The organism is Streptomyces sp. NBC_01276, from assembly GCF_041435355.1.
Taxonomy (GTDB): domain Bacteria; phylum Actinomycetota; class Actinomycetes; order Streptomycetales; family Streptomycetaceae; genus Streptomyces.
On the sequence record NZ_CP108442.1, the window covers coordinates 6,962,102 to 6,983,358 of the forward strand.

A 21,257-nucleotide genomic window follows, 5' to 3' on the forward strand; every position below is an offset into this window, starting at 1 on the left:
GCGCGATGGCGAAGCCGGCGGGGGCGAGCGGGAGGCGCGGGCTCTTCCACGGCCGGGACCGGGCGGTGATCGCGGCCGCCGCGATCTCGATGCTGCTGGTCCAGATGGACTGGTTCGCCCTCAACCTGATGCTCCCCGTCATCGGGCGCGAGTTCGACACCCCCACCACCAACCTCCAATGGCTGGTCAGCGGCTACATGCTCACCCTCGGCGCCCTGATGGTCACCGGCGGCCGGTCCGCCGACCTCTTCGGCAGGCGGCGGGTACTCGTCTGCGGGCTCACCGGCTTCGCCCTCGTCTCGGTGGTGTGCGCCGCCGCGCAGAACACCGCCTGGCTCACCGCAGGACGCTTCGTGCAGGGGTGCACCGCCGCACTGATCCTTCCCGTGTCCGTCGCCGTGGTCACCGCGTACTTCCGCGACGAACGGCAGGGCCGCGCCGTCGGCACCGTCCTCGCCTTCAGTGCCATCGGCACCGCCCTGGGACCCTTCGTCGGCGGGGCCTTCGCCGAACACGTCAGCTGGCGCGCCGTGTTCCTGCTCAACGTGCCCTTCGCCCTCGCCGCGGCCCTGCTCCTGCTGCGCTTCGTTCCCGAGACGCGGGACGAGGAGGCCGGACGCGGCCTGGACCTGCCCGGCGTGGTGACGCTCGCGGGCGGCCTGACGGCCCTGATGACCGGCGTGGACCAGGGCGCGCACTGGGGGTGGGGCTCCCCGGCGACCCTGTGCTGCCTCGTGGGCGGTGCGGTCCTGCTGGCCGTGTTCGTCCTGGTCGAGCGGCGCAGTCCGCAGCCCCTGCTGGACCTGGAACTCCTGCACAACGGCCCCTTCGTCGCCGTCACCCTCGCCGGATCCCTGTCCAACGTCGTGTACTGCCTCGTCGCCGTGTTCTCGGCCCTCTACCTCCAGCAGGCGCGCGGGCTCTCGCCCCTGGACTCCGGGCTGATCTTCCTGGCCCTGTCCGTCGGCGCCGGAGCCGCCAGCTACTGGTCCGGCCACCTCGCCCTGCGCGTGCGCCCCGAGCGGCTGATGGCCGCCGGGATGCTGCTGAGCGGAGTCAGCCTGTTCGTCCTGACGCTGGTCACCTCGCTCGTCGTCTACACGGCCGTGTTCGCGGTGGTCGGCGTCGGCGTCGGGCTCGCCTGGGCACTGACCAACGTCGCCACCCAGTCCTACGTCCCGCCCGGTCGCCTCGCGGCCGCCTCCGGGCTCGTGCTGACCTCCCTCGTCCTGCTGGGGGCCGTCGCGGTGGCCGTCGCCTCCACCGTCCTGGAGGTGATCAGCGGCTCCGTCGCGGGGGCCGCCTCGGACGGCCCCGCCATCGAGACCGTCCTGCGCGCGGCCGCCCTGCTGGCCGTGCTGGGCGCAGCCGGGATGGCCGCCGTCGTCCGCCGGGTTGCGGCCCCGGCCGTGGTCCCGGAGAGTTCCTAGGACCGCCACCGGGTGACACGGCTCCGGTGACACGGCTCCGGTGACACGGCCCGGGTGGCCCGGCCCCGCTGACACGGCCCGGACGGCCCGGCCCCGGAAGCTCAGCCCCCGGTGGCTCGGCTTCCGAACACCCCCGACAGGTACGCCGACAGCTCCCCGGCCGTCGGCGGGCACAGCCGGGCCCCGAGGTGGCCGTCCGGCCGGACCACGAAGGCGGTCGGCTCCCGGACCCCGTAGACCCGGCGGAACTCGCCGAGCCCGTCGAGGTACACCGGCATCGGGGCCCAGGCGGGCGCGGTCCCGCCCTCGGTGAGGACCGCGTACGCCGTGAGCCGTCCCGCGGGCAACCCGCCGGTCAGTGCGGCGAGTCCGGGGACGCAAGGGGCCTGCGGGCCGTCGGCGCAGACCAGCAGCACGTGCTCGCTGCCGCGCAACAGCTCGTACAGGCGCAAGGGCCCGCTCTCGATGCGCCCGATCAGCCCGGCGCAGTCGGGGGCGCGATCGCCGGGGCGCGGTCCGGGGCCGGCGCCGTCCGGATCCGGCGGGCGCACGAGCGGGCTGTCCGGGTAGCTGACGAGCAGCTGCGCCTCGCGCATCAGTACGGTGGTCAGGTCCTCGCCACCGGCCCGCACGCCCTGGCCGGCGTGCCGAACGGTCCGCCCGACGACCTCCTCGCCGACCGGCCGGCGCTCGGCGTCGTAACTGGCCGTCAACCGCGGGTGCGCGGCCCCGTCGACGGCCAGGGCCAGCTTCCAGGCCAGGTTCCAGGCGTCCTGGATACCGGTGTTCATGCCCTGCGCGCCGGTCGGCGGGTGGATGTGCGCCGCGTCCCCGGCGACGAAGACCCGCCCGTCCCCGTACCGGTCGACGATCCGGTGGCTGATCCGGAAGATCGAGGACCAGCGCAGGCCGGAGGCGGTCACCGGCTGCGGCGAGAGACGGTCCAGGACCGCCTGCACGTGGGACAGCCCGGGAGCCCGGCCGCCCTCCAGACCGTGAGCCACCCCGTCCTCGCCGACCGACGGGGAGGACAGCTCCGGCGGCACCAGCATCGACGCCCGGTACCGGCCCGGACCCGGCAGCGGAATGCACACCAGCAGGTCGTCCAGGGCGCCGCCGGCATCGTGGTGCAGGGACCGGACCCCGTACGCGTGGGGCAGGTCCCAGTCCACCACCACGTCGGCCAGCATGTACTCCTCGGGGAACGCCGCGCCCTCGAAGGTGAGTCCGAGCCCCTTGCGGACCGTGCTGTGGGCCCCGTCGCACCCCACCAGGAACCGGGTGCGCACCTCCTCCTCGCCGTCCGGTCCGACGAGCCGGCAGGTCACCCCGTCGGCGTCCTGCGCGAAGGAGACCAGTTCGGTGCGCCGCTCGATGCGGGTGTCGAAACGGGCGAGGAACTCCTCCAGGATCCGCTCGGTCTCGTTCTGCGGCAGCGCGGCGAAACCGAAGGGGACGTCGGCCGGCAGCGCCAACTCCAGCCGGTCCTGCTCGCGGCCGTCGACGTACACCAGCTGTCCGCGCATCGGGATCGCGGCGTCCAGCACGGTCCGCACCAGCCCCATCCGGTCCCACAGTTCCAGCGTGCGCGGCTGGATGCCCACCGCCTTCGCGTACGGCATCCGCTCCGGCAGCCGGTCCACGAGCCGGCAGCCGACCCCGCGCCGGCGCAACTCGATCGCCGCGGTCAGCCCCACCGGGCCCGCGCCCGCGACCAGAACGTCCACCGGTGCGCCGTGCACCCTCTCATGGTCGCCGCAGCTGCGGCCCCCGGCGACCGGGGCGGCGTCCGGCCTCCTGGAGTCCGGGTCGCGTTCAGACCTCGTCCTGTGTGCGGATGGCCTCCCGGAGCCGGCGGGCCGCCCGACCCGGCTCGCCGCGCTGCTGCTCCAGCAGCGCGGCGGCGATCGCGTCGAGCTTCTGCTGGATCGCGTGTTCGGCGCGGCGTTCGGCGTTCTTCAGCAGGGCCAGCAGCAGCAGCGACACGGCCGCCATCGTGTCCCCGGCGAACAGCTGCCAGCTCAGCGGCAGGCCCGCGAGGTGCACCGCCACGAATCCGCCGACCAGCACCAGGCACACGGCGGAGAACGCCGCCGAGCTCGTGAAATTGGAGGCGAGCTCGGCCATCTTCCCGAAACGGCCGATCCGCCCGTCGCCGTGCCTCTCCGCCGGATGCTCGAAGCTCATACCCGGCGGCTGCCCGCGGCGGAGCCCGGTACACCTCGCACGGGCCCCGGGGGCGATCGCGGCCCGGCGGGGGCGGGCCGCGGGACCGCGAGCGCCTCCGGCCCGGTTGCCGGGAGCCGCGCCGGGTAGCCGCGGACCAGGGGCGAAACCGCCGACCGAGGGGTGGCGCCGTGACGGGGCTGGATGCCTTCACCGACGCGCTGGACGGCCCGATGTACGTGGTCACGGCCGCGGCCGACGGCGCGAGGGCGGGCTGCCTGGTCGGCTTCGCCTCCCAGTGCTCCATCGCCCCGCCGCGCTTCGTCGTCTGGCTGTCCACGGCGAACCACACGTACCGGGTCGCGCGCGGGGCGGCGTACCTGACCGTGCACCTGCTGTCGCGGGACCAACGGGCACCGGCGGAGCTCTTCGGCGGGCGGACGGGGGACCGGGAGGACAAGTTCGTCCGGACCGGCTGGCGGCCGGGACGGGAGGGAAGCCCGGTGCTGACCGAGGTGCGCCCCTGGTTCACCGGCCGTGTCGAGCGGTGCGTCGGGGGCGGGGACCACGTGGGCTTCGTCCTGTCGCCCGTCGAGGAGTGCCCGCCTGGGCAGGGTGCGCCGCCCCCGGTGCTGCGCTACCGGGACGTCCGTGACCTGCGTCCCGGTCACCCCGCCTGACCACGGTTCGGTCACCCCGCCTGACCCCGTCCCGGTCACCCCGCCTGACCGGCGGGCCTCTCCACCGGGGCGCCACACGTGCCATGCTCGTCGCATGGACAGCGATGCTGCGTCCGTCGGCAGCGGCACGGCACCCGAGGTCCTCGCACTGGCCAGGACCGTCGCCAGGCTGCGCTCGGAGGTCGTGGACCTGAAGGGCGCCATCGCGACCGCGGTGGTCGTGGAGCGGGCCGAAGGCGTGCTCATGGGCAGGCTGGGGATCTCCGCCGAGGCCGCCCACGAGCGGCTCGTCGAGCATGCCGCGCTGCGCGGCCGGAGCGTCCTGGAAGAGTGCTGGATCACCCTGGCACGGGCGGGCGCGGACTCCCCGCCGCCGTCCCCGCCGTCCCCGCCGGATCGGCCCGCGCCGGTGCCCGTGCCGACGCCGGCCACGTCGTCCCGCCGTGACCGCGCAGCCCCCGGCCCGGCAGCCGCCGCCACGCTCCTGGCCCGGCTGGCCGAAGGGCTGGTGGGCGCGCGCACCGGCGACGACGTCGCCGAGCTGCTCCGCGGGGAGCTGGCCCCGGCGGAGGTCCCGGACCTGGACGGGGTGATGATCTACGTGACGGACCCCGGCGGCGCCCTGGAGCTGGTGGGCCACGCCGGCGTGGGCGACGCGGTGGCCGGTCAATGGCGCCACCTCCCGCCGATCGGAGGGCTCGCGGCCCTCCAGGCCCTCACCACGGGCGAGCCGGTGTGGCTGCAGGATCCTGTCCGCGACGCCCGGAGCCACCTGCTGATAGGCCCACCGGACCGCTGGCCCGCGCGCGCCTGGCTGCCCGTGTCCCGAGACGGTGCGCCCGGAGCCGTCATCGGCTTCCTGCTGACCGGACCGGGGCCCTTCGACCCGTCCACCAGGGACCTGCTGCGGCGTGCCGTACGGCTCTGCGGCGGCCCGCTCCGCGCGTTCGGGCACTCCGGCCCCGCCGCGGCCGACGGCACGGCGGAGCCCGCCGGGGCCCCTGCCGACACGGACGCCGTCCAGCGGATCCTGGACGCCCTGTCCGGGCCCGCCGTCCTGCTCACCCCCCTGCGCGGGGCCTCCGGCGAAGTGGAGGACTACCGGATCGACGCGGCCGCCCCCGGCTCGGTCGACGTGGCCGGACGCCGGGGCCGGGAACTCGTGGGCCTGCGCGTCCTGGAGACGTATCCCACCGTGGCGGGCACCGCCGTGTGGGACGGCTACCTGGACGTGCTGACGACGGGGAGTCCCTACGAGGGAGAACCGTTCACCTACGAGGAGGTGCTCGCCGGGGTGCAGAAGCGGTCCGTGTACTCGGTCCGGGCGACCGCGCTGGGCGAGCGGCTGGTCGTGTCCTGGGTCCGCCACGACGTCGACGAGCGGGAAGTCCGGCGCCTGGCGGACATGCAGCGGCTGGGCAACCTCGGCTGGGCCGGCTGGAACCCGGTGACGGGCACCGCCGTCTGGTCCGACCAGGTCTACGCGATCTTCGACCGCGACCCCGCCCTGGGCCCCGTACGGCTGGAGGACCTGTCCCGGCACCTGCCGACCGCGGACCGGCCCGCGGTGAGCGCGGCCCTCGCCCGGCTGCTGGGCCGGGGGGAGCCCGTGGACGAGGTCTTCCGCATCACCACCGCCCACGGCGTGCGCCACGTCCGGATGGTCGCCGAGGCACAGGCGGACGCCCACGGTCACCCGGTCGAGGTCCACGGACTCCTCCAGGACGTCACGGCCCGGCAGGACGCCGAACGCGCCCTGGTCGAGAGCGAACGCGACGTCCTCGTCCAACGCGGCAGGTTCGAGGCGGAGCGCGCGCTCGCCGCCAGCCTCCAGAACACCCTGCTGCCGATCCCCGAACAGTCCCTGGAACTCGCCGGTCTCTGCGTCGATGTCGCCTACGCGCCCGCCGACAGCGGCATCAACGTCGGCGGGGACTGGTACAGCGCCATCGAACTCCCCGACCGCAGCGCCCTGTTCGTCGTCGGGGACGTGGCCGGCCACGGGCTGCCCGCCGTCGGCACCATGGCCCAGCTGCGGTTCACCGCCAAGGGAATGACCGTCACGGGGTCGGCGCTGCCCGACGTCCTGGCCAGGCTCAACCGGCTGCTGCTCCACACCGCCGCCGACCCGTCCGGGGGCGCCACCGCCACCATGGTGATGGGCCGCTACCGGCCCTCGGACGGGCGCCTGACCTGGGTGCGGGCCGGGCATCTGCCGCCCCTGCTGATCCGCGGCGACGAGGCGGGCTTCCTCCCGCAGCCCAGGGGCGTCCTCCTCGGCGCCGCCTTCGGGTCCGAGTACGGGCAGTCCGTGACCGATCTGCTGCCCGGGGACCACCTGCTGCTGTACACCGACGGCCTCGTGGAGGATCCGGGGGAGGACATCGAAACCGGCCTCGCCCGGCTCGCCGACACCGCCCTGCGCCTCGTGCGCGAGGGCCGGGGCGAAACCCTGGCCCGGACCCTCGCCGCCCTGCGGCCGCCCCACCGCGACGACATGTGCGTACTGCACCTCCACGTCCCCGACGACGCCTGAACGGGCTGCCGGGGGTCAGGTCTTGAGCAGGCGGTTGAAGAAGGAGCGGTAGCGCTGCAGCGCCAGGCGCAGGTCCTCGGTCGGCACCCGCTCGCCGCGGTCCCACTGCCCCTCCAGCTCCCGCTTGTGCGTGGAGAAGCTGCTCGCCAGGGTCCGCATGACCTCCGCCACCAGGTTGTCCGCCGATTCGACGGCCTCCTTCGGGTCGTCGACGAAGCGGCCCTGGATCTCGCTCCACGACGTGCGGTAGGCGTCCGCGTCCGCGGGGGAGAGCAGCGGCTCGTCGGCGGTGCCGGGCTCGTGGGCCTCCTCGGCGGCGGTCCCTTCCACCGCGTCACCCGCCTCGGCCCCGTCCGTCCCGCCGGTGCCCGCCGGCCCGTCCGCCCTGTCCTTCCCGTCCGCCCCGTCCGGTCCCACCGACGTGGCCTCGCCCGGGTAGACGGCTGCCTTCCGCTCCTCCGTTTCCGCGCCCGTCTCCGGACGGGCCAGGTCCTCGGTCGTCAGCGCTCCCGGTTCGGGAGCCCGGATCTGCTTGCCTTCGTTCGTGTGCATGTCATCGACTCCTCTGGTCCGTCAGGAGGTCGTCGAACAGGGCGCGGTAGTGCACCATCGCCCCGCGCAGCTCCTCCGTCGTCGCCCCGTCCGTCCCGCTGCGCACCTTGACGTCGTGCGCGGCGCGGTAGTGGTCGAGGGTGCGTCCGTGCTCCACCGACAGGTCGCGCAGCTGTCCGTCGTACCCCTCCGTGGGGTAGCCGCGCTCGCGCATCAGCCGGGAGACCAGCGCGTCGGCCTCGGCGACCGAACCCTCGGGGCGGTCCACGAAGTGCTCCTGGACACTGCCCCACGAGTCGGTGTACTCACGGCGCCGCTCGGCGGGCAACTCCCTGATGTCGAGCCGGTCGTGGCGTTGCTCGCGGGCGTGCAGGTCGCGTTCGGCGGCCAGCGCGCCACCCTTCTCCTCGACGGTGCGTTCGTACTCCGGCCCGAACCGGTCGCGCAGGTGCCGCCGTCGGGCCAGCACCCACATCGTCGCGGTCACCGCGATCACCAGGACCGCCGCGACGACGATCACCACTGTCAACGTGCTCGTGGACATCTCCGGCCTCCGATCCGGGGCCCCCGCGCAGGGTGCGTGCCCCACGTGCGTGTGATGGTTCGGCTGCCCGCGTTGCCGCCCGGCAAACCCGGGAGGGGCAACCGGGACGGGCCGGAAGGCGGCGGGAAGGTGCCGTCGGGAGCCCCCGTCGGGGCGTCTCGCCGGGGACGGCGCACGCAGGGGGCCCGGACACCGGGGACCTCCGGTGTCCGGGCCCGTGGGGGCTCGACGGCTGCGGCGGACGCGCCGGGCAGGCCGGCTACGCGGCTTCGGGGCTCAGGGCCTTGTCGCCATGGGCCTGCACCGCGGAGCGGAAGGCCGTCATGCAGGGAGCGCAGTAGCGTTCGCCGGTCGTCTCGACGGATATGGCGGGGACGGCGGGCGGTGGCGGGGCGTGTCGGCCGCAGAGGGTGCCGGAGGAGGGTTCCTTGGCGAGGACGTGCCACAGGAGCTCACCTCGGCCGTCCGGGGATTCAGCGCGCATTTCGTACATGAGGACGCCTTTCCGCGCTTGCGTGGGTGGGCGGAAAACCGCCCGCTGTCCCATGAGAGCCCCCGATCGGCCGAGCGGCCACCGGACTTCGGCCGACCGGGGGAATCCGTCACGCGGGAGGTTTGACGCCGGTCCGGGGCGTCCCGGTCCGGAGGCCCCGCTCCGCCGTCCGGCCCCCCGGTCCGGGGGTCAGACGGCGAGGCCGGTCCCGTCCATTCCCCGCGGAGCGTGGTGGGCGCCGTCCGCGAGGCGGAGTTCCGCGGCGCGGAGGGCCTCGTGCGCCGTGGGGCGGCCCATCAGCACGCACAGCGTGTACGTGGCGTCGTCCATCGCCCGGCGGGCACCCGCGTCCGCCGGGTCGGCCCACAGCCACGCCCGGCATCCCCGGAAGCGGCCGAGGGCCTCCTGCGTCCGCTCCCGGCTGGGCACCAGCGGCCGGGCCGGAACGGTCCCCGCCCCCTCGGCCCCCGCCGTCCTGGCCGCCTCGACGGCCCGCCGCAGGGCCCGCTCCACTCCCTTGGGAGCCTTCACCCCCCACGCCGCGGCGGCCATCGCCGCCGCCAGCCCCTCGACGCCGATGTGCGCCGCCGCGGCCGCGGCGGCCAGTACGCGGTGCGCCTCCCGTGCCGGACAGGGAGTCACCACCATCACCACGCCCACCGCCCACGCGGTTGCGCACGGGGCGGAGGCTTCGCGTCCGCCGATCTGAGGAATGTGAGGAAACGCCACCGGATGATCCCTTCAACCCAAGGCCGAGCGCGCACATGTCCGCACGTATGAAAGGTATGCCCGCCTTGAAACCGGTCGGCACCCACACGTCGCCCCGGCTCCCCCCGGGCGGCGTTCCCCGCCGCCCCGGCCGTCGTACGGCGCGCTGCGTCCGATCGGGCGGGTGCTGCCGAGCCTCACCGTCCGTACGGTCCGGCAGGGCTACGGTGGGCCGGTTCCGTACGCCGCGCGGCAGAGGAGACGTGGGACCGGTGTCGACATCCAGCCATGAGCTCGCGGGCGTGCCCTGCTGGGTCAGCCTGATGACCCGGGACCTTCCGGCGGCCCAGGAGTTCTACGCCGCCGTGATGGGGTGGGAGTTCCGCGACACCGGGGACGGCCTCTCGGTCGCCTTCCGGAACGGGACGCCCGTCGCGGGCATCGGCGCGCCGGCCCCCTCGCCCGGTCTCCCCGTGGGCTGGACCCCCTACTTCGCCGTCGACGACGCCGACGTGACCGCCGCGCGCGTGCGCGAACGCGGCGCGACCGTGGCCGTCGGCCCGCTCCCCTTCGGTACAGGCCGCGCCGCGCTGGCGGCCGACCCCGACGGCGCCGTCTTCGGCTTCTGGCAGGGCGGGGTCATCCCCGACTGGAGCGTCGGACGGGGCTCCGCCCCCGCCTGGCTCGAACTGCGCACCCGCGACGCCTTCGCCGCCGCGATCTTCTACGGCCAGGTCCTCGACTGGGCCGACGACAGTCCCGGCTGCTGCACCGTCTCCTACGAGCACGACCGCGTGGTCCTGCGGCACGGCCGGGACACCGTCGCCCGGATCACCGGCGGCGCCGTCGAGGAGGACCCCGACCCGCACGTACGCCCCCGCTGGCACACCCACTTCCACGTCCCCGACCTCGAAGCCGCCGTCGAGCGCGCGACGGCCCTCGGCGGGACCGTCGCCTCCCCGGTCCACACCACGAGCACCAGCCGCTCCGTCACCCTGCGCGACCCCGACGGAGCCCTCTTCACGGCGGTGGCCCCCAATACCGCCTGACGCCCCCGCGCGGCCCGCCGGAGTGCGGCCCCCGTCGCAGCCTCGGTGGCCAGAGCCGCACCCCGTACGGCCGAACGTACCCGCCCTCGGGCCGTCCTGGTCCGCCGGCCGGATCCCGGTCGATTTCCGGCCGCTGCGGCTGTACCAATGGCCCAGTGGCACGGGGCCCGCTTGAGCCAGTGGGCCTCCGGATGGTTATCTGTGGCGTATCCATGTACTTACGGCGCCACGCAGCGCCGGACGGCAACGAGGCCGGTCCGGACCGTGGCGCCTTCGCCGTGCCCCCACACCGCCCACCACCCCCGGGCGGCGGGCGGCCCGGCGTGCTCCATCGCAAGGGGGGCGGCACACCGCCGTGAAGAGAATGTTCGTGGCTCCGGACCCGGGGCGCACCAGACTCAGGAACTCACTGCGCGCGGTCGTCGGCGTGGGACTCGCCGTCGTCGCGGCCGAACTGGCGGGCCTCTCCCTGACCGCCTCCATCACCGGCGGACTCGCCGCCCTGCTCGCGCTGTTCACCGTCCTCGACGCGGACGTGCGCGCCCAGCGGGTGACCACCGCCCTGCTGCCCGCCGCCGGTTTCCCGGTCCTGGCGCTGGCCACCACCCTGCACGGGATGCCGCAGGCCCGGGACGCGGGCTTCCTCGCCGTGGTCTTCGCCGGGGTGTACGCCCGCCGCTGGGGACCGCGCGGCCACGCCCTCGGCGTCTTCGCCTTCATGATGTTCTTCGTCACCCAGTTCCTGCACGCCGTGCCCGCCCAGCTCCCGGAACTGTTCGCGGCCGTCGGGCTGGCGCTCCTGTCCGCGGGGGCCGCGCGCTTCGTCCTGTGGCCCATCGAGCGCCGCACCCCGCCCCCGGCCGCCCCGCCGGGCCTGCCCGGCACCGGTCTGGCCCGGCCCACCACCCGGCAGGCCTTCCAGGCCACCGCCGCCTGCGGCTTCGCGCTCGCCGTCGGCCAGGCGCTGTCCGAGGACCGCTGGTACTGGGCCGTCGGCACCGCCTGGTGGATCTTCGTCAACACCGCCTCGCGCGGCGAGACCCTGGTCCGCGGTTTCCGCCGGGTGCTGGGCACCGTCATCGGCATCGCGGCCGGACTGCTGATCGCCGTACCGCTGCACGGAGCGCCCGCGCCCACCGCCGCCCTCGTCGCGGTGTGCGTCTTCGGCATCTTCTACACGGCCGCGCCCTCGTACTCCTGGATGATGTTCTTCGTCACCGTCATGGCGGGCCTCCTCTACGGGCTCCTCGGCGTGCTGCACCCCGGCCTGCTGCTGCTCCGCTTCCAGGAGACGGCCGTCGGCGCCCTGGGCGCGTCGCTCGCCGTGATCCTGGTCCTCCCGGTCACCACGCACGCCGCCAACGACGCCTGGATCCAGCGCGCGCTGCACTGCGTACGGGCGTCCACCGCCGCCTCCCTCGACCGGCTCGCGGGCGATCCGGACGCCGATCCGGCCCCCCACGCCGCCGAGCTGGAGCTGCTGCTGGGCCGGGTGCGGATGGCCCTCGCGCCGCTGGTCCACCCGCTGAGCCCGCTGCGCGCCCGCAAGGCCCGCGCCCGGCAGGTGCTGGCGCTGCTCGACGACTGCGCCCGCGAGGTGCGCGGGCTCGTGGCCGTCGCCGCCGACCCGCAGGCCTCGCACGACGCGCGGCTCGCCGCCGCCTGCTGGCGCGTGGAGGCGGCCGTCGAGGCGCTCACCGCCCCGCAGGGCACCGCCGGGCCCGCCGCCCCGCGGACCGCGCCCCGTCCGGCCGCAGCGGAGCCCGCGCTGGCGCACCTGCACGGCCTGGAGGAGGCCCTGACGGCCCTCGCCGCGCCCCTGCGCACCGACCCCCGCGCCCCGCTGGCTACCGTCGGGGCATGACGCTCCAGTACCGCACCGCCAGGCCCGGGGACCGGAAGGCGATGGAGGCCCTCGACGGGTCCTTCCACACGGACACCGTGTTCGAGGTGACCCGTTCCGAGGACGGCTTCGCCGTGCGGGAGGTTCCCGTCGATCCGCCGCTGCACAAGGTGTTCCCGCCCGAAGAGGGCGGCGTCGACCTCCCGGACGGCGGCGGCGGGGACGCGGAGGAGGACGCCCGGACCTTCGTCGCCCTGGACGGCGGGGTCCTGTGCGGTTTCGCGGCCGTCGGCTACGCCTCCTGGAACCGGCGGCTCACGGTCGAGGACATCGAGGTCGCCCCCGGCCACCGGGGCCGGGGGATCGGCCGGGCCCTCATGGACCTCGCCGCCGGCTTCGCCCGCGAACGGGGTGCCGCGCACCTCTGGCTGGAGGTCAGCAGCGTCAACACGCCCGCCGTGCACGCCTACCGGCGCATGGGCTTCACCCTCTGCGGCCTGGACACGGCCCTCTACGACGGCACGCCCGCGGCGGGGGAGCGCGCCCTGTTCATGAGCCGTCCCTGCGACTGACGGCCGGCCGCCGGCCGCCCCGGCCCACGGCCCGCCCGGCTCCCGGGCTGCGGCGGATAATACGACCGCTGGAGCCCTCACCGCACGACAACGGGCGAAGACCACTCGGACGAGTGTTCCGCGCTCGCCCCGCTCACGGCATTGACCTGCGACATGTACAACGGGTGATTGTTCATTGCACATTCATCCGGCACGTACAGGGTGGATCTGGTCGGACAGGGGGTAACCGGTCGGAATGGAAATTCTCCAGCAGTACGCGAGCGCCGCGCAGGTGTGGGAAGAAGCCGAGGAGTTCATCCGGCTCTTCCACCGGGAGAATCCGGAGGCGGGCGATCCGCGGGCCCGCCTCGCCGAGGTGCGGGGGGAGCTCGCGGACACCGGCACCTACCGGCACACCCCTCAGGAACTGGTCCACGGTGCCCGCGTGGCCTGGCGCAACAGCAACCGCTGCATAGGCCGGCTCTACTGGAACTCGCTGCGCGTGCGCGACCGCCGCGCGCTCACCGAGGCCGAGGACATAGCCGACGAGTGCTTCGAGCACCTGCGCGAGGCCACCAACGGCGGCCGGGTCCGCCCCACGATCACGGTCTTCGCCCCGGACGCCCCGGACCGCCCCGGCCCGCTGATCTGGAACGAGCAGCTGGTGCGCTACGCCGGCTACGGCGACCACCACTCCATAACCGTCGGGGACGCCCGCAACGCCCCGCTCACCGAGGCCCTCCTGCGGCACGGCTGGGCGGGCGGGGCCGGCACCCCCTTCGATCTCCTCCCGCTGGTGGTCCAGGGCGTCGACGACAAGCCCCGCTGGTTCGACACCCCCGCCGACGCCGTGCTGGAGGTGCCGATCCGGCATCCGGACGGGCAGGACGACTGGGGCGACTGGGACCTGCGCTGGCACGCCGTTCCCGCCATCTCCAACATGTGCCTGGAGATCGGCGGGGTGCACTATCCGGCCGCCCCCTTCAACGGCTGGTACATGGGCACCGAGATCGGTGCCCGCAACCTGGCCGACACCGACCGCTACAACCTCCTGCCGGCCGTGGCCCGCAGGCTCGGCCTGGCCACCACCAGCGACCGCTCGCTGTGGAAGGACCGCGCTCTGGTCGAACTCAACCGGGCCGTGCTGCACTCCTTCGACGAGGCCGGGGTCACCATCGCCGACCACCACACCGAGTCCCGGAGGTTCCTCTCCCACCTGGAGAGGGAGGAGCGCAAGGGGCGCGAGGTGGGCGCGGACTGGTCCTGGATCGTCCCGCCGATCTCCGGTGCGGCGACCCCGGTCTTCCACCGGACCTACGAGGACCGGCCGAGCGCCACCGCGTACGTGCACCACGCCGGTGCCCAGGAACGCGCCAGAGGCGAGGACTTGGTCTAGACCCTTCTGTTACGGTCGGCGCGTACGGATCGGGAACGGCGGAGAAGGGGCACCCGTGGACGACGCGGACAGTACGGACCACAGCGGCGGACACCGGGCCTACATCGGCTCGTTCACCTCGGGGGGCGGCCGCGGCATCACCACCGCGGCCGTGGATCCGGCCACCGGGGCGCTGACCCCGCTGGCGGCCGAGGGCTCCCTGCCGGACCCCTCCTACCTCGCGCTCGACCGCGGCACCGGCGTGCTCTACGCGGTCGGCGAGAGCGAACAGGGCGCGGCGGCCGCCTTCCGCCCCGTGGCCGGGGGGCTGGCACCCCTGGGCGCGCCCGTCCGCGTCGGCGGCTCGGGACCCACCCACCTCGCCCCGGCCGGGCGCCGGCTGCTCACCGCCAACTACGGCTCGGGCAGCGTCAGCAGCCTGGCCCTCACCCCGGACGGCGCCCTGCGCGGGCCCGCCTCCGTCCTCACCCACCGGGGCACCGGCCCCGACGCCGACCGGCAGGAGGCGCCCCACGCCCACCAGGTGCTCCCCGACCCCACCGGCCGGTGGGTGCTCAGCGTGGACCTGGGCACCGACTCGGTACGGATCTGCGCGCTCGACCCGGCCACCGGCGCGCTGCGCGTGCACGGGGAGACCGTGCTGCGCGCCGGCACCGGGCCGCGCCACCTCGCCTTCCACCCGTCGGGGGAGGTGGTCTACGTACTGCACGAGCTGGAGCCGCAGCTGACCGTCTGCCGCTGGAACGCGCTCTCCGGGCACCTGGAACCGGTCGGCGAGGTTCCGGTCGCCTCAGCGGGCGCCTCGGGGGCCGCACGGGCCTGCCCCTCCGCGATCGTGGCCTCGTCCGACGGGCGCTTCGTATGGGCCGCCGTCCGCGGCGCCGACACCCTCGTGACCTTCTCGCTCGCCGGAGACCCGGAAAAGCCGCAGCTCACCGGCACGGTCGCCTGTGGCGGCCACTGGCCGCGCGATCTCGCGGCCGATCCTTCGGGGCGCCGGCTCTACGCGGCCAACGAGCGCTCCGGCGACGTCACCTGGTTCGAGATCGACCCGTTGACCGGGCATCCGCGCCGCGCCGGTTCCGTCGCCGTACCGGCCGCCTCCTGCGTGGTCTTCGGCTGACCCGCGGAGCCGGAGCCGTGGGCCCCGGCGACGGTCCACGGACGCGGCGAGGGCCCGCCCCGGATCCGGGGCGGGCCCTCGCCGCGTCGTACGGGACCTCAGTGCGCGGCGGCGCCCAGCGTGATCCCGAGGGCGGCGCTGTACTGGGCGACGGCGAGCTTGCCGAGCGCCGGGTAGGCGCCGAGCACCTCGGCGGCGGCGCAGTCGGCCTCCTTGCCGGCGGTGTCCAGCAGCCCCTCGGCGGCCTCGGGGCCGATCAGGTAGGGCGCCAGGGCCAGCTGGCCGGATCCGGAGCCGCGGAGCTCGGCGGCGACGGCGGCCACCGAGCCCTCCTGGTCCAGGGCGGCGGCGATCACGGGCACCGCGAGGCGGGCGGCCAGCAGCATGCCGGTGATCCCGGCGGCCTGGACGGCCTCCTCGCCGCCGGTGGTGGCCAGGATGATGCCGTCGGCCGCGGTGGCCACGGTGAACAGGCGGGCCCGGTCGGCGCGGGCCAGGCCGGCCTCGGAGAGCCGTACGTGCAGGCCCTCGGCGAGCAACGGGTGCGGACCGAGTACGTCGGCCAGCTCGGCGGCGGCGGAGGAGTCCATCAGCGCCTGGCGGACCCGGCGCAGCAGGTCGCCGTCGGGGCCGGCCAGCAGGGGCACGACCACGGCGTCGGGGCCGGTCGGCGCGGGCACTTCGTGCCCGGCGGCGCGGGCGAACTCGGCGCGCGCGGTCCGCTCGTTCGCGACGGCGGTCAGCACGCCGGAGAGCGAGGGGAACTCGGCCCCCTCGGCGTCGTCGCCTTCGAGGTACCCGATCCGGGCGTCCAGGCCGGGCAGCTCGGAGCGGCCGATGCTGATGATCTCTTCCGCGAGACCGCGCGAGGCGGCGGAGGGGGCACCGGGCACGGCGAGCACCAGCGCGGGCGCGCCCTCGGGCGCCACCGCGGGCTCGGGCCGGCGGTGCCGCCCGGTCTGGCGGGGTCGCGGCATTCGTACGGGCAGGCCGTTGGCGGGCCCAGTGGGGGAGCTCATGGCGCCGCATGCTACTGGTTTATCGGAACGAGGTGTTCGGGCAGGGCCTCTTCGGGCGGCTTCTGTCCGTATTTATCCGTGGAATGTCGTAGCTCAATGTCATATAAGGTTCAACTGACCGCCGGAAGGTGCCAGTCGACGGGCTCCGCACCCTGGCGGACCAGCAGCTCATTGGTCTTGCTGAAGGGCCGGGAGCCGAAGAAGCCGTTGGCCGCGGACATCGGGGAGGGGTGGACCGACTCCACGGCGGGCAGCTCGCCCAGCAGCGGCCGGAGATTGCGGGCGTCACGCCCCCACAGCACGGACACCAGCGGCTTGCCGCGCGCCGCCAGAGCGCGGATCGCCTGCTCGGTGACCGCCTCCCAGCCCTTGCCGCGGTGACCGCCGGTCTTGCGGGGGGCGGTGGTGAGCGCGCGGTTCAGCAGCAGGACGCCCTGCCGGGTCCACGGGGTCAGGTCGCCGTTCAGCGGCCGGCCGGTGCCGAGGTCCGCGTGCAGCTCGCGGAAGATGTTGTCCAGGCTGGGCGGCCACGGGCTCACCTCGGGCGCCACGGAGAAGGACAGGCCCATCGCGTGCCCCGGGGTGGGGTACGGGTCCTGCCCGACGATGAGCACCTTCACCTCGTCGAAGGGCTGCTGGAAGGCGCGCAGGACGTTCGCGCCGGAGGGGACGTACGTCCTCCCGGCCGCGATCTCCCCGCGCAGGAAGTCGCCCATCGCGGCGATCTGACCCGCCACCGGCTCCAGGGCCCGGGCCCAGCCCGGCTCGACGATCTCGTTCAACGGTCTTGCTGCCATGGGTGATCACTCTACTGGCCCACACCGACAGCCGGTCCCGTTCAGTGCAGTACGGCGGCCCGGACGCACAGGACGTCGGGGAGGTGGGCGGCCAGCTGCCGCCAGCTGTCTCCGTCGTCGTGGCTGGCGTACAGCTCGCCGTTGCGGTTGCCGAAGTAGATGCCGGCCGGGTCGGCGTCGTCGGTGCACAGGGCGTCGCGCAGCACCGTGCCGTAGTGGTCCCCGGACGGCAGCCCTTTCGAGAGCGGCTCCCAGTGGGTTCCCGCGTCCTCGGTGCGGAAGACCCGGCACCGGTGCTGTGCCGGGACCCGGTCGGAGTCGGCGTTGAGCGGGAAGACGTAGGCGGTGTCGGGGCGGTGGGGGTGGGCGGCCACGGCGAAGCCGAAGTCGGAGGGCAGTCCGGCGCCGATGTCGGTCCACTCGGCGCCGGCGTCGTCGCTGCGGTACACGCCCCAGTGGTTCTGGAGGTAGAGCCGGCCGGAGGTCCCGGCGTCCCGGGCGATCTTGTGGACGCACTGGCCGAACTCGGGGTGCTGGTCGGGCAGGAACACCGCCGAGACCCCGTGGTTGGACGGCTGCCAGCGGGCCCCGCCGTCGCGGGTGCGGAAGACCCCGGCGGTGGAGACGGCCACCGTCACCGCCGCCGGATCGGCCGGGTCGGTGATCACCGTGTGCAGGCCCTCGCCCCCGCCGCCCGGAACCCAGGCGGAGCGGGTCGGGTGCTCCCACAGTGGCCGCACCAGCTCGAACGAGGCGCCGCGGTCGGTGGAGCGGAACAGGGCGGCCGGCTCGGTCCCGGCGTAGACCACGTCCGGGGCCTCGGGGCCCGCGGGGTGCAGCTGCCAGATCCGCTCCAGGGAGGCGCCCGTGTCCTTGGGGAACCTCACGGCGGGTGCGGCCGGCTCCTGCCAGGTGGCTCCCAGGTCGTCGGAGGTGAAGACGGACGGCCCCCAGTGCGAGCTGTCCCCGCCGGCCAGGAGCCGGGGCGCGGGCCCCCGTCCGTCGATGGCCACGGCGGACACGGCCTGGGCGTTGAAGAGGGGCCCTTCGAGCTCCCAGGGGCCGGCGTCCCGGCGGCGGCCGATGAACAGCCCCTTGCGCGTTCCCGCGAGCAACAGCACGTCGGTCATGGCCGGCACCTCCGGACGCCCTCGTCCACCGCTGTGGCTTTCCCGCCAGTCTGCACCCGTCCGCCGGCACCGGCCGGACGGCGCGCGGCGCCCCGGCGCACTGCTTGTACGTGAAGTCTCGTACTACGAGGGATTTCGTAGTACGGTGTTTCTCGTACTTAGCGCCGGCCCCCGGCGCGCGTCCGGTGACATCTGGAGAGCCCCCATGAGTGCTGCACCCGCCGCCTTCGCCGCCCTTTTCCAGCCCTACACCCTGCGGTCGGTGACCGTGCCGAACCGCGTCTGGATGGCGCCGATGTGCCAGTACAGCGCCGAGCCCTCCGGTCCCGACGCCGGTGTGGCCCACGACTGGCACTTCACGCACTACGCGGCCCGCGCCACCGGCGGCACCGGACTGATCGTCCAGGAGGCCACGGCCGTCTCTCCCGAGGGCCGGATCAGCCCCTACGACCTGGGCATCTGGAACGACACCCAGGTCGCGGCCCTGCGCCGGATCACCGACTTCGTGAAGTCCCAGGGCGCCGTTCCCGGTATCCAGATCGGTCATGCCGGCCGCAAGGCGTCCACCGAGCGGCCCTGGAAGGGCGGCCGCCCCGTCGGGCCCGAAGCGCACGGCTGGACGCCGGTCGCGCCGAGCGCCGTGCCGTTCGGCGACGGCGACCCGGAGCCGCGGGCCCTCACCGTGGAGGAGATCCGCGAGATCACCGAGCAGTTCGCCGCCGCCGCCGGGCGCGCGCTGGCCGCCGGGTACCAGGTGCTGGAGATCCACGGCGCCCACGGCTACCTGATCGGACAGTTCCTCTCCCCGCACAGCAACCGGCGCACCGACTCCTACGGCGGCTCCTTCGAGAACCGCACCCGCTTCGCCCTCGAAGTCGTCGACGCCGTACGGGAGGTGTGGCCCGGGGAGCTGCCGCTGCTCTTCCGCATCTCCGCCACCGACTGGCTGGACGGGGACGGCTGGACCGCCGACGACACCGTCCGGCTGTCCGCCCTGCTCCTGGAGCACGGGGTGGACCTGCTCGACGTCTCCACGGGCGGCCTCGCCCCGCACGCGAAGATCCCCGTCGGCCCCGACTACCAGGTGCCCTTCGCGGCCCGCGTCAAGAACGAGACGGCGCTCCCCGTGGCCGCCGTCGGCCTGATCACCGAGCCGGAACAGGCCGAGAAGATCCTGGCCAACGGAGAGGCGGACGCCGTCCTCCTCGGCCGCGAGCTGCTGCGCGACCCCTACTGGGCCCGCCGCGCGGCCGCCGAACTCGGCGGGGAACTGCGCATGCCCGCCCAGTACCACCGCTCCTGGTGAACCGGGTGCGGCGCGGGAGTTCCCCACGCCCGCGCCGCACCCCCACCCGTCCTACGACGGTTCTCGTACGATGGGGTCCGCCGCCGCCCGGCGGAGGCCGATCCGAACGAGAGGAGCCGGACATGACGGAACGGGACACCGCCCGCACCCTGGCCCACCCCGAGCCGGACGAGATCCGCCTCGAAGGCGTCCTGCACGCCCTGTCCGACCCGGTGAGGCTGTCCATCGTGCGCGATCTCGCGGCCACCGGAGCCGAACTCTCCTGCTCGCACTTCGACCTGCCGGTCACCAAGTCCACGACCACCCACCACTTCCGCGTCCTGCGCGAGAGCGGGGTCGTGCGCCAGACCTACCGCGGCACGGCCAAGATGAACGGTCTGCGCCGCACGGAACTCCACGCGCTCTTCCCCGGTCTCCTGGACGGCGTCCTGCTGGCCGCCGCCGCCGAAGAGGCCCGGCTCGGCCACCGGGCCTCCGCCCCGGGCGCGTCCTCGGCGTAGGGGCATCGGGTCGGGGAGATCCGTGTAGGAGGGCTCAGGCGATGCCCGCCGCGGCGCGCAGGCCCGGCCAGTCGGGGATCTTGACCGAGCGGCGGCCCAGCGAGCGGCCCAGGTCCTCCTCGGCCGCCTCGATGGCCAGCCAGCCCGGCCATTCCACGGGGTGCAGGCCGGCCGCGCGCAGGGCGGTGAGCGGATCGGCCGGCAGCTCGCGCCGGGCCAGCGGGCCCGCGTCCTGGAGCAGCGAGGACACCGTCTCCTTGGCGCACGGCCGGTTGGTGCCGATGACCCCGGTCGGCCCCCGCTTGATCCAGCCCGCCACGTACTCGCCGACCGAGGCCCGGCCCGCGCGCAGCACCCGGCCCGCCGCGTGCGGCACCGTCCCGGTGGCGGCGTCGAAGGGCAGCCCGGCCGGCGGCACGCCCAGGTAGCCCACCGAGCGCAGCACCAGTTCGGCGTCGAGGTCCTCGTACGCGCCCGTGCCCCGCACCCCGCCCCGGCCGTCCGGGGCGGTCCGCTCGAAGCGGACCGCGCGCACCCGGTCCCCGGGGCCGCCGAGCAGCTCGACCGGGCGCAGGTAGAAGCGCAGCGAGATCGACCGCCGTGCGCCGGGGTCCGGCGCCGCCCGGGCCCATCCGCGCAGCACCTCCACGTTCCGCCGGGCCACGGCGGGCAGGGCGGCCGCCGCGGCCGGTTCGGCCGGTTCGGCGCAGGCCGGGTCGAGGGCCAGCTCGGCCGGGTCCACCCGGGTGTCCACCTCCGCCAGCGTGCCCAGTTCGCGGAGTTCCTTGGTGGTGAACCTGCCCTGCGACGGGCCGCGCCGGGCCACCATCGTCACCGTCCGCAGCCCGCTGTCGGCCAGCACGCCCAGGGCCGGCTGCGGCATGTCGGTCGGCCGCAGCTCGGGCACGCCCCGGGCCAGGATCCGGGTCACGTCCACCGCGACGTTCCCGGCCCCGACCACCACCGCCGAGCGGACCCCGGCCAGGTCGAAGGGCCGGGCGTCGGGGTGTCCGCTGTACCAGGACACGAACTCCGTCGCGGAGTGCACCCCGGCCAGTTCCTCGCCGGGGATGCCCAGCGTCCGGTCGCGCGCCGCGCCCACGCAGTACACCACCGCGTGGTACAGCTCCAACAGCCGGGCGGTGGAGAGGAGTCCACCGCCGACCTCCACGTTCCCGAGGAAGCGGATCCGCTCGTCCTCCAGCACCGACCGCAGGCTTCCGGTCAGCGACTTGATCTTCTCGTGGTCGGGGGCCACCCCGTACCGTACGAGGCCGTACGGCGCCGGCAGCCGGTCCAGCACGTCGACGCGGACGCCCGGTACCTCCCGCTGCTGGACCAGTGCCTGAGCGGCGTAGACCCCACTGGGACCCGAACCGACGACGGCGACACGAAGCACGGCGGAGCTCCTCCCGCAGGTGCTCCCAGCATGAC

The 21,257-nt window shown here is 74.9% G+C and carries 20 protein-coding genes; 10 read left to right on the forward strand and 10 right to left on the reverse strand.

Translation table 11 applies throughout. The features are described from left to right. Positions 1-5 precede the first annotated feature (5 nt). Positions 6-1,430, forward strand: a complete 1,425-nt coding sequence (locus OG295_RS31395) for an MFS transporter (RefSeq protein WP_371679985.1) — start codon at positions 6-8, stop codon at positions 1,428-1,430. A gap of 101 nt (positions 1,431-1,531) precedes the next feature. On the opposite strand, the gene OG295_RS31400 is transcribed toward OG295_RS31395, so the two are convergent. After that, complete coding sequence (locus OG295_RS31400) at positions 1,532-3,172, reverse strand: FAD-dependent monooxygenase (protein WP_371679986.1); 1,641 nt, start codon at positions 3,170-3,172, stop codon at positions 1,532-1,534. Positions 3,173-3,245: 73 nt separating this feature from the next. Further along, on the reverse strand, positions 3,246-3,617 hold the full coding sequence (locus OG295_RS31405) for a hypothetical protein (RefSeq protein ID WP_371679987.1): 372 nt from the start codon (positions 3,615-3,617) through the stop codon (positions 3,246-3,248). Between the two features lie 170 nt (positions 3,618-3,787). On the opposite strand from OG295_RS31405, the gene OG295_RS31410 reads away from it, so the two are divergent. Beyond that, on the forward strand, positions 3,788-4,276 hold the full coding sequence (locus tag OG295_RS31410; RefSeq protein WP_371679988.1) for a flavin reductase family protein: 489 nt from the start codon (positions 3,788-3,790) through the stop codon (positions 4,274-4,276). A gap of 94 nt (positions 4,277-4,370) precedes the next feature. Further along, positions 4,371-6,812, forward strand: coding sequence for a SpoIIE family protein phosphatase (locus tag OG295_RS31415; protein WP_371679989.1), 2,442 nt, complete (start codon positions 4,371-4,373; stop codon positions 6,810-6,812). 15 nt (positions 6,813-6,827) lie between these two features. Here the strand turns inward: OG295_RS31415 and OG295_RS31420 are convergent, their stop codons facing one another. From OG295_RS31420 to OG295_RS31435, 4 genes are all read right to left on the reverse strand, one after another. Continuing rightward, entirely contained in the window at positions 6,828-7,364 is a 537-nt protein-coding gene (locus OG295_RS31420) for a hypothetical protein (RefSeq protein ID WP_371679990.1), read from the reverse strand. 1 nt (position 7,365) lies between these two features. After that, complete coding sequence (locus tag OG295_RS31425; protein ID WP_371679991.1) at positions 7,366-7,908, reverse strand: hypothetical protein; 543 nt, start codon at positions 7,906-7,908, stop codon at positions 7,366-7,368. Between the two features lie 259 nt (positions 7,909-8,167). Next, a complete protein-coding gene (locus tag OG295_RS31430; RefSeq protein ID WP_371679992.1) occupies positions 8,168-8,392 on the reverse strand; it encodes a hypothetical protein in 225 nt (74 codons plus the stop codon). Positions 8,393-8,590: 198 nt separating this feature from the next. Beyond that, complete coding sequence (locus OG295_RS31435) at positions 8,591-9,043, reverse strand: DUF5133 domain-containing protein (RefSeq protein WP_371679993.1); 453 nt, start codon at positions 9,041-9,043, stop codon at positions 8,591-8,593. Between the two features lie 389 nt (positions 9,044-9,432). Between OG295_RS31435 and OG295_RS31440 the strand changes: the two genes are divergently transcribed. The 5 genes from OG295_RS31440 (at position 9,433) to OG295_RS31460 (ending at position 15,071) form a co-directional block, all read left to right on the forward strand. After that, positions 9,433-10,158: a VOC family protein gene (locus tag OG295_RS31440; protein WP_371681364.1), complete on the forward strand. Its 726-nt coding sequence runs from the start codon at positions 9,433-9,435 to the stop codon at positions 10,156-10,158. Between the two features lie 364 nt (positions 10,159-10,522). Then, on the forward strand, positions 10,523-12,022 hold the full coding sequence (locus OG295_RS31445) for an FUSC family protein (protein ID WP_371681365.1): 1,500 nt from the start codon (positions 10,523-10,525) through the stop codon (positions 12,020-12,022). Then, entirely contained in the window at positions 12,019-12,573 is a 555-nt protein-coding gene (locus OG295_RS31450; protein WP_371679994.1) for a GNAT family N-acetyltransferase, read from the forward strand. Before OG295_RS31445 ends, OG295_RS31450 begins: the two co-directional genes overlap by 4 nt. A 235-nt stretch (positions 12,574-12,808) precedes the next feature. Beyond that, a complete protein-coding gene (locus OG295_RS31455; protein ID WP_371679995.1) occupies positions 12,809-13,948 on the forward strand; it encodes a nitric oxide synthase oxygenase in 1,140 nt (379 codons plus the stop codon). A gap of 55 nt (positions 13,949-14,003) precedes the next feature. After that, a complete protein-coding gene (locus tag OG295_RS31460) occupies positions 14,004-15,071 on the forward strand; it encodes a lactonase family protein (protein WP_371679997.1) in 1,068 nt (355 codons plus the stop codon). 98 nt (positions 15,072-15,169) lie between these two features. Here OG295_RS31460 and OG295_RS31465 read toward each other — a convergent pair whose 3' ends face one another. The 3 genes from OG295_RS31465 to OG295_RS31475 all read right to left on the reverse strand — a co-directional run bounded on the left by OG295_RS31465 (position 15,170) and on the right by OG295_RS31475 (position 18,017). Beyond that, positions 15,170-16,090, reverse strand: coding sequence for a sirohydrochlorin chelatase (locus OG295_RS31465; RefSeq protein WP_371679998.1), 921 nt, complete (start codon positions 16,088-16,090; stop codon positions 15,170-15,172). A 110-nt stretch (positions 16,091-16,200) separates the two neighbouring features. Beyond that, positions 16,201-16,887 (reverse strand): uracil-DNA glycosylase, encoded by a 687-nt coding sequence (locus OG295_RS31470; RefSeq protein WP_371679999.1) that lies wholly within the window; start codon positions 16,885-16,887, stop codon positions 16,201-16,203. A gap of 41 nt (positions 16,888-16,928) precedes the next feature. Then, positions 16,929-18,017 (reverse strand): WD40/YVTN/BNR-like repeat-containing protein, encoded by a 1,089-nt coding sequence (locus OG295_RS31475; RefSeq protein ID WP_371680000.1) that lies wholly within the window; start codon positions 18,015-18,017, stop codon positions 16,929-16,931. 205 nt (positions 18,018-18,222) lie between these two features. On the opposite strand from OG295_RS31475, the gene OG295_RS31480 reads away from it, so the two are divergent. Continuing rightward, positions 18,223-19,323, forward strand: a complete 1,101-nt coding sequence (locus OG295_RS31480) for an NADH:flavin oxidoreductase/NADH oxidase (protein WP_371680001.1) — start codon at positions 18,223-18,225, stop codon at positions 19,321-19,323. Between the two features lie 122 nt (positions 19,324-19,445). Then, positions 19,446-19,823, forward strand: coding sequence for an ArsR/SmtB family transcription factor (locus tag OG295_RS31485; RefSeq protein WP_371680002.1), 378 nt, complete (start codon positions 19,446-19,448; stop codon positions 19,821-19,823). Between the two features lie 34 nt (positions 19,824-19,857). On the opposite strand, the gene OG295_RS31490 is transcribed toward OG295_RS31485, so the two are convergent. Next, on the reverse strand, positions 19,858-21,222 hold the full coding sequence (locus tag OG295_RS31490; RefSeq protein WP_371680003.1) for an FAD-dependent oxidoreductase: 1,365 nt from the start codon (positions 21,220-21,222) through the stop codon (positions 19,858-19,860). Positions 21,223-21,257: the final 35 nt, after the last annotated feature.

Coding starts and splice junctions, on each gene's coding strand:
- OG295_RS31475 (WP_371680000.1), bottom strand. CDS start 18,017: ATGACCGACGTGCTGTTGCTCGCGGGAACGCGCAAGGGGCTGTTCATC.
- OG295_RS31440 (WP_371681364.1), top strand. CDS start 9,433: ATGACCCGGGACCTTCCGGCGGCCCAGGAGTTCTACGCCGCCGTGATG.
- OG295_RS31420 (WP_371679990.1), bottom strand. CDS start 7,364: ATGCACACGAACGAAGGCAAGCAGATCCGGGCTCCCGAACCGGGAGCG.
- OG295_RS31450 (WP_371679994.1), top strand. CDS start 12,019: ATGACGCTCCAGTACCGCACCGCCAGGCCCGGGGACCGGAAGGCGATG.
- OG295_RS31485 (WP_371680002.1), top strand. CDS start 19,446: ATGACGGAACGGGACACCGCCCGCACCCTGGCCCACCCCGAGCCGGAC.
- OG295_RS31395 (WP_371679985.1), top strand. CDS start 6: ATGGCGAAGCCGGCGGGGGCGAGCGGGAGGCGCGGGCTCTTCCACGGC.
- OG295_RS31415 (WP_371679989.1), top strand. CDS start 4,371: ATGGACAGCGATGCTGCGTCCGTCGGCAGCGGCACGGCACCCGAGGTC.
- OG295_RS31455 (WP_371679995.1), top strand. CDS start 12,809: ATGGAAATTCTCCAGCAGTACGCGAGCGCCGCGCAGGTGTGGGAAGAA.
- OG295_RS31480 (WP_371680001.1), top strand. CDS start 18,223: ATGAGTGCTGCACCCGCCGCCTTCGCCGCCCTTTTCCAGCCCTACACC.
- OG295_RS31445 (WP_371681365.1), top strand. CDS start 10,523: ATGTTCGTGGCTCCGGACCCGGGGCGCACCAGACTCAGGAACTCACTG.
- OG295_RS31425 (WP_371679991.1), bottom strand. CDS start 7,908: ATGTCCACGAGCACGTTGACAGTGGTGATCGTCGTCGCGGCGGTCCTG.
- OG295_RS31430 (WP_371679992.1), bottom strand. CDS start 8,392: ATGCGCGCTGAATCCCCGGACGGCCGAGGTGAGCTCCTGTGGCACGTC.
- OG295_RS31465 (WP_371679998.1), bottom strand. CDS start 16,090: ATGAGCTCCCCCACTGGGCCCGCCAACGGCCTGCCCGTACGAATGCCG.
- OG295_RS31405 (WP_371679987.1), bottom strand. CDS start 3,617: ATGAGCTTCGAGCATCCGGCGGAGAGGCACGGCGACGGGCGGATCGGC.
- OG295_RS31470 (WP_371679999.1), bottom strand. CDS start 16,887: ATGGCAGCAAGACCGTTGAACGAGATCGTCGAGCCGGGCTGGGCCCGG.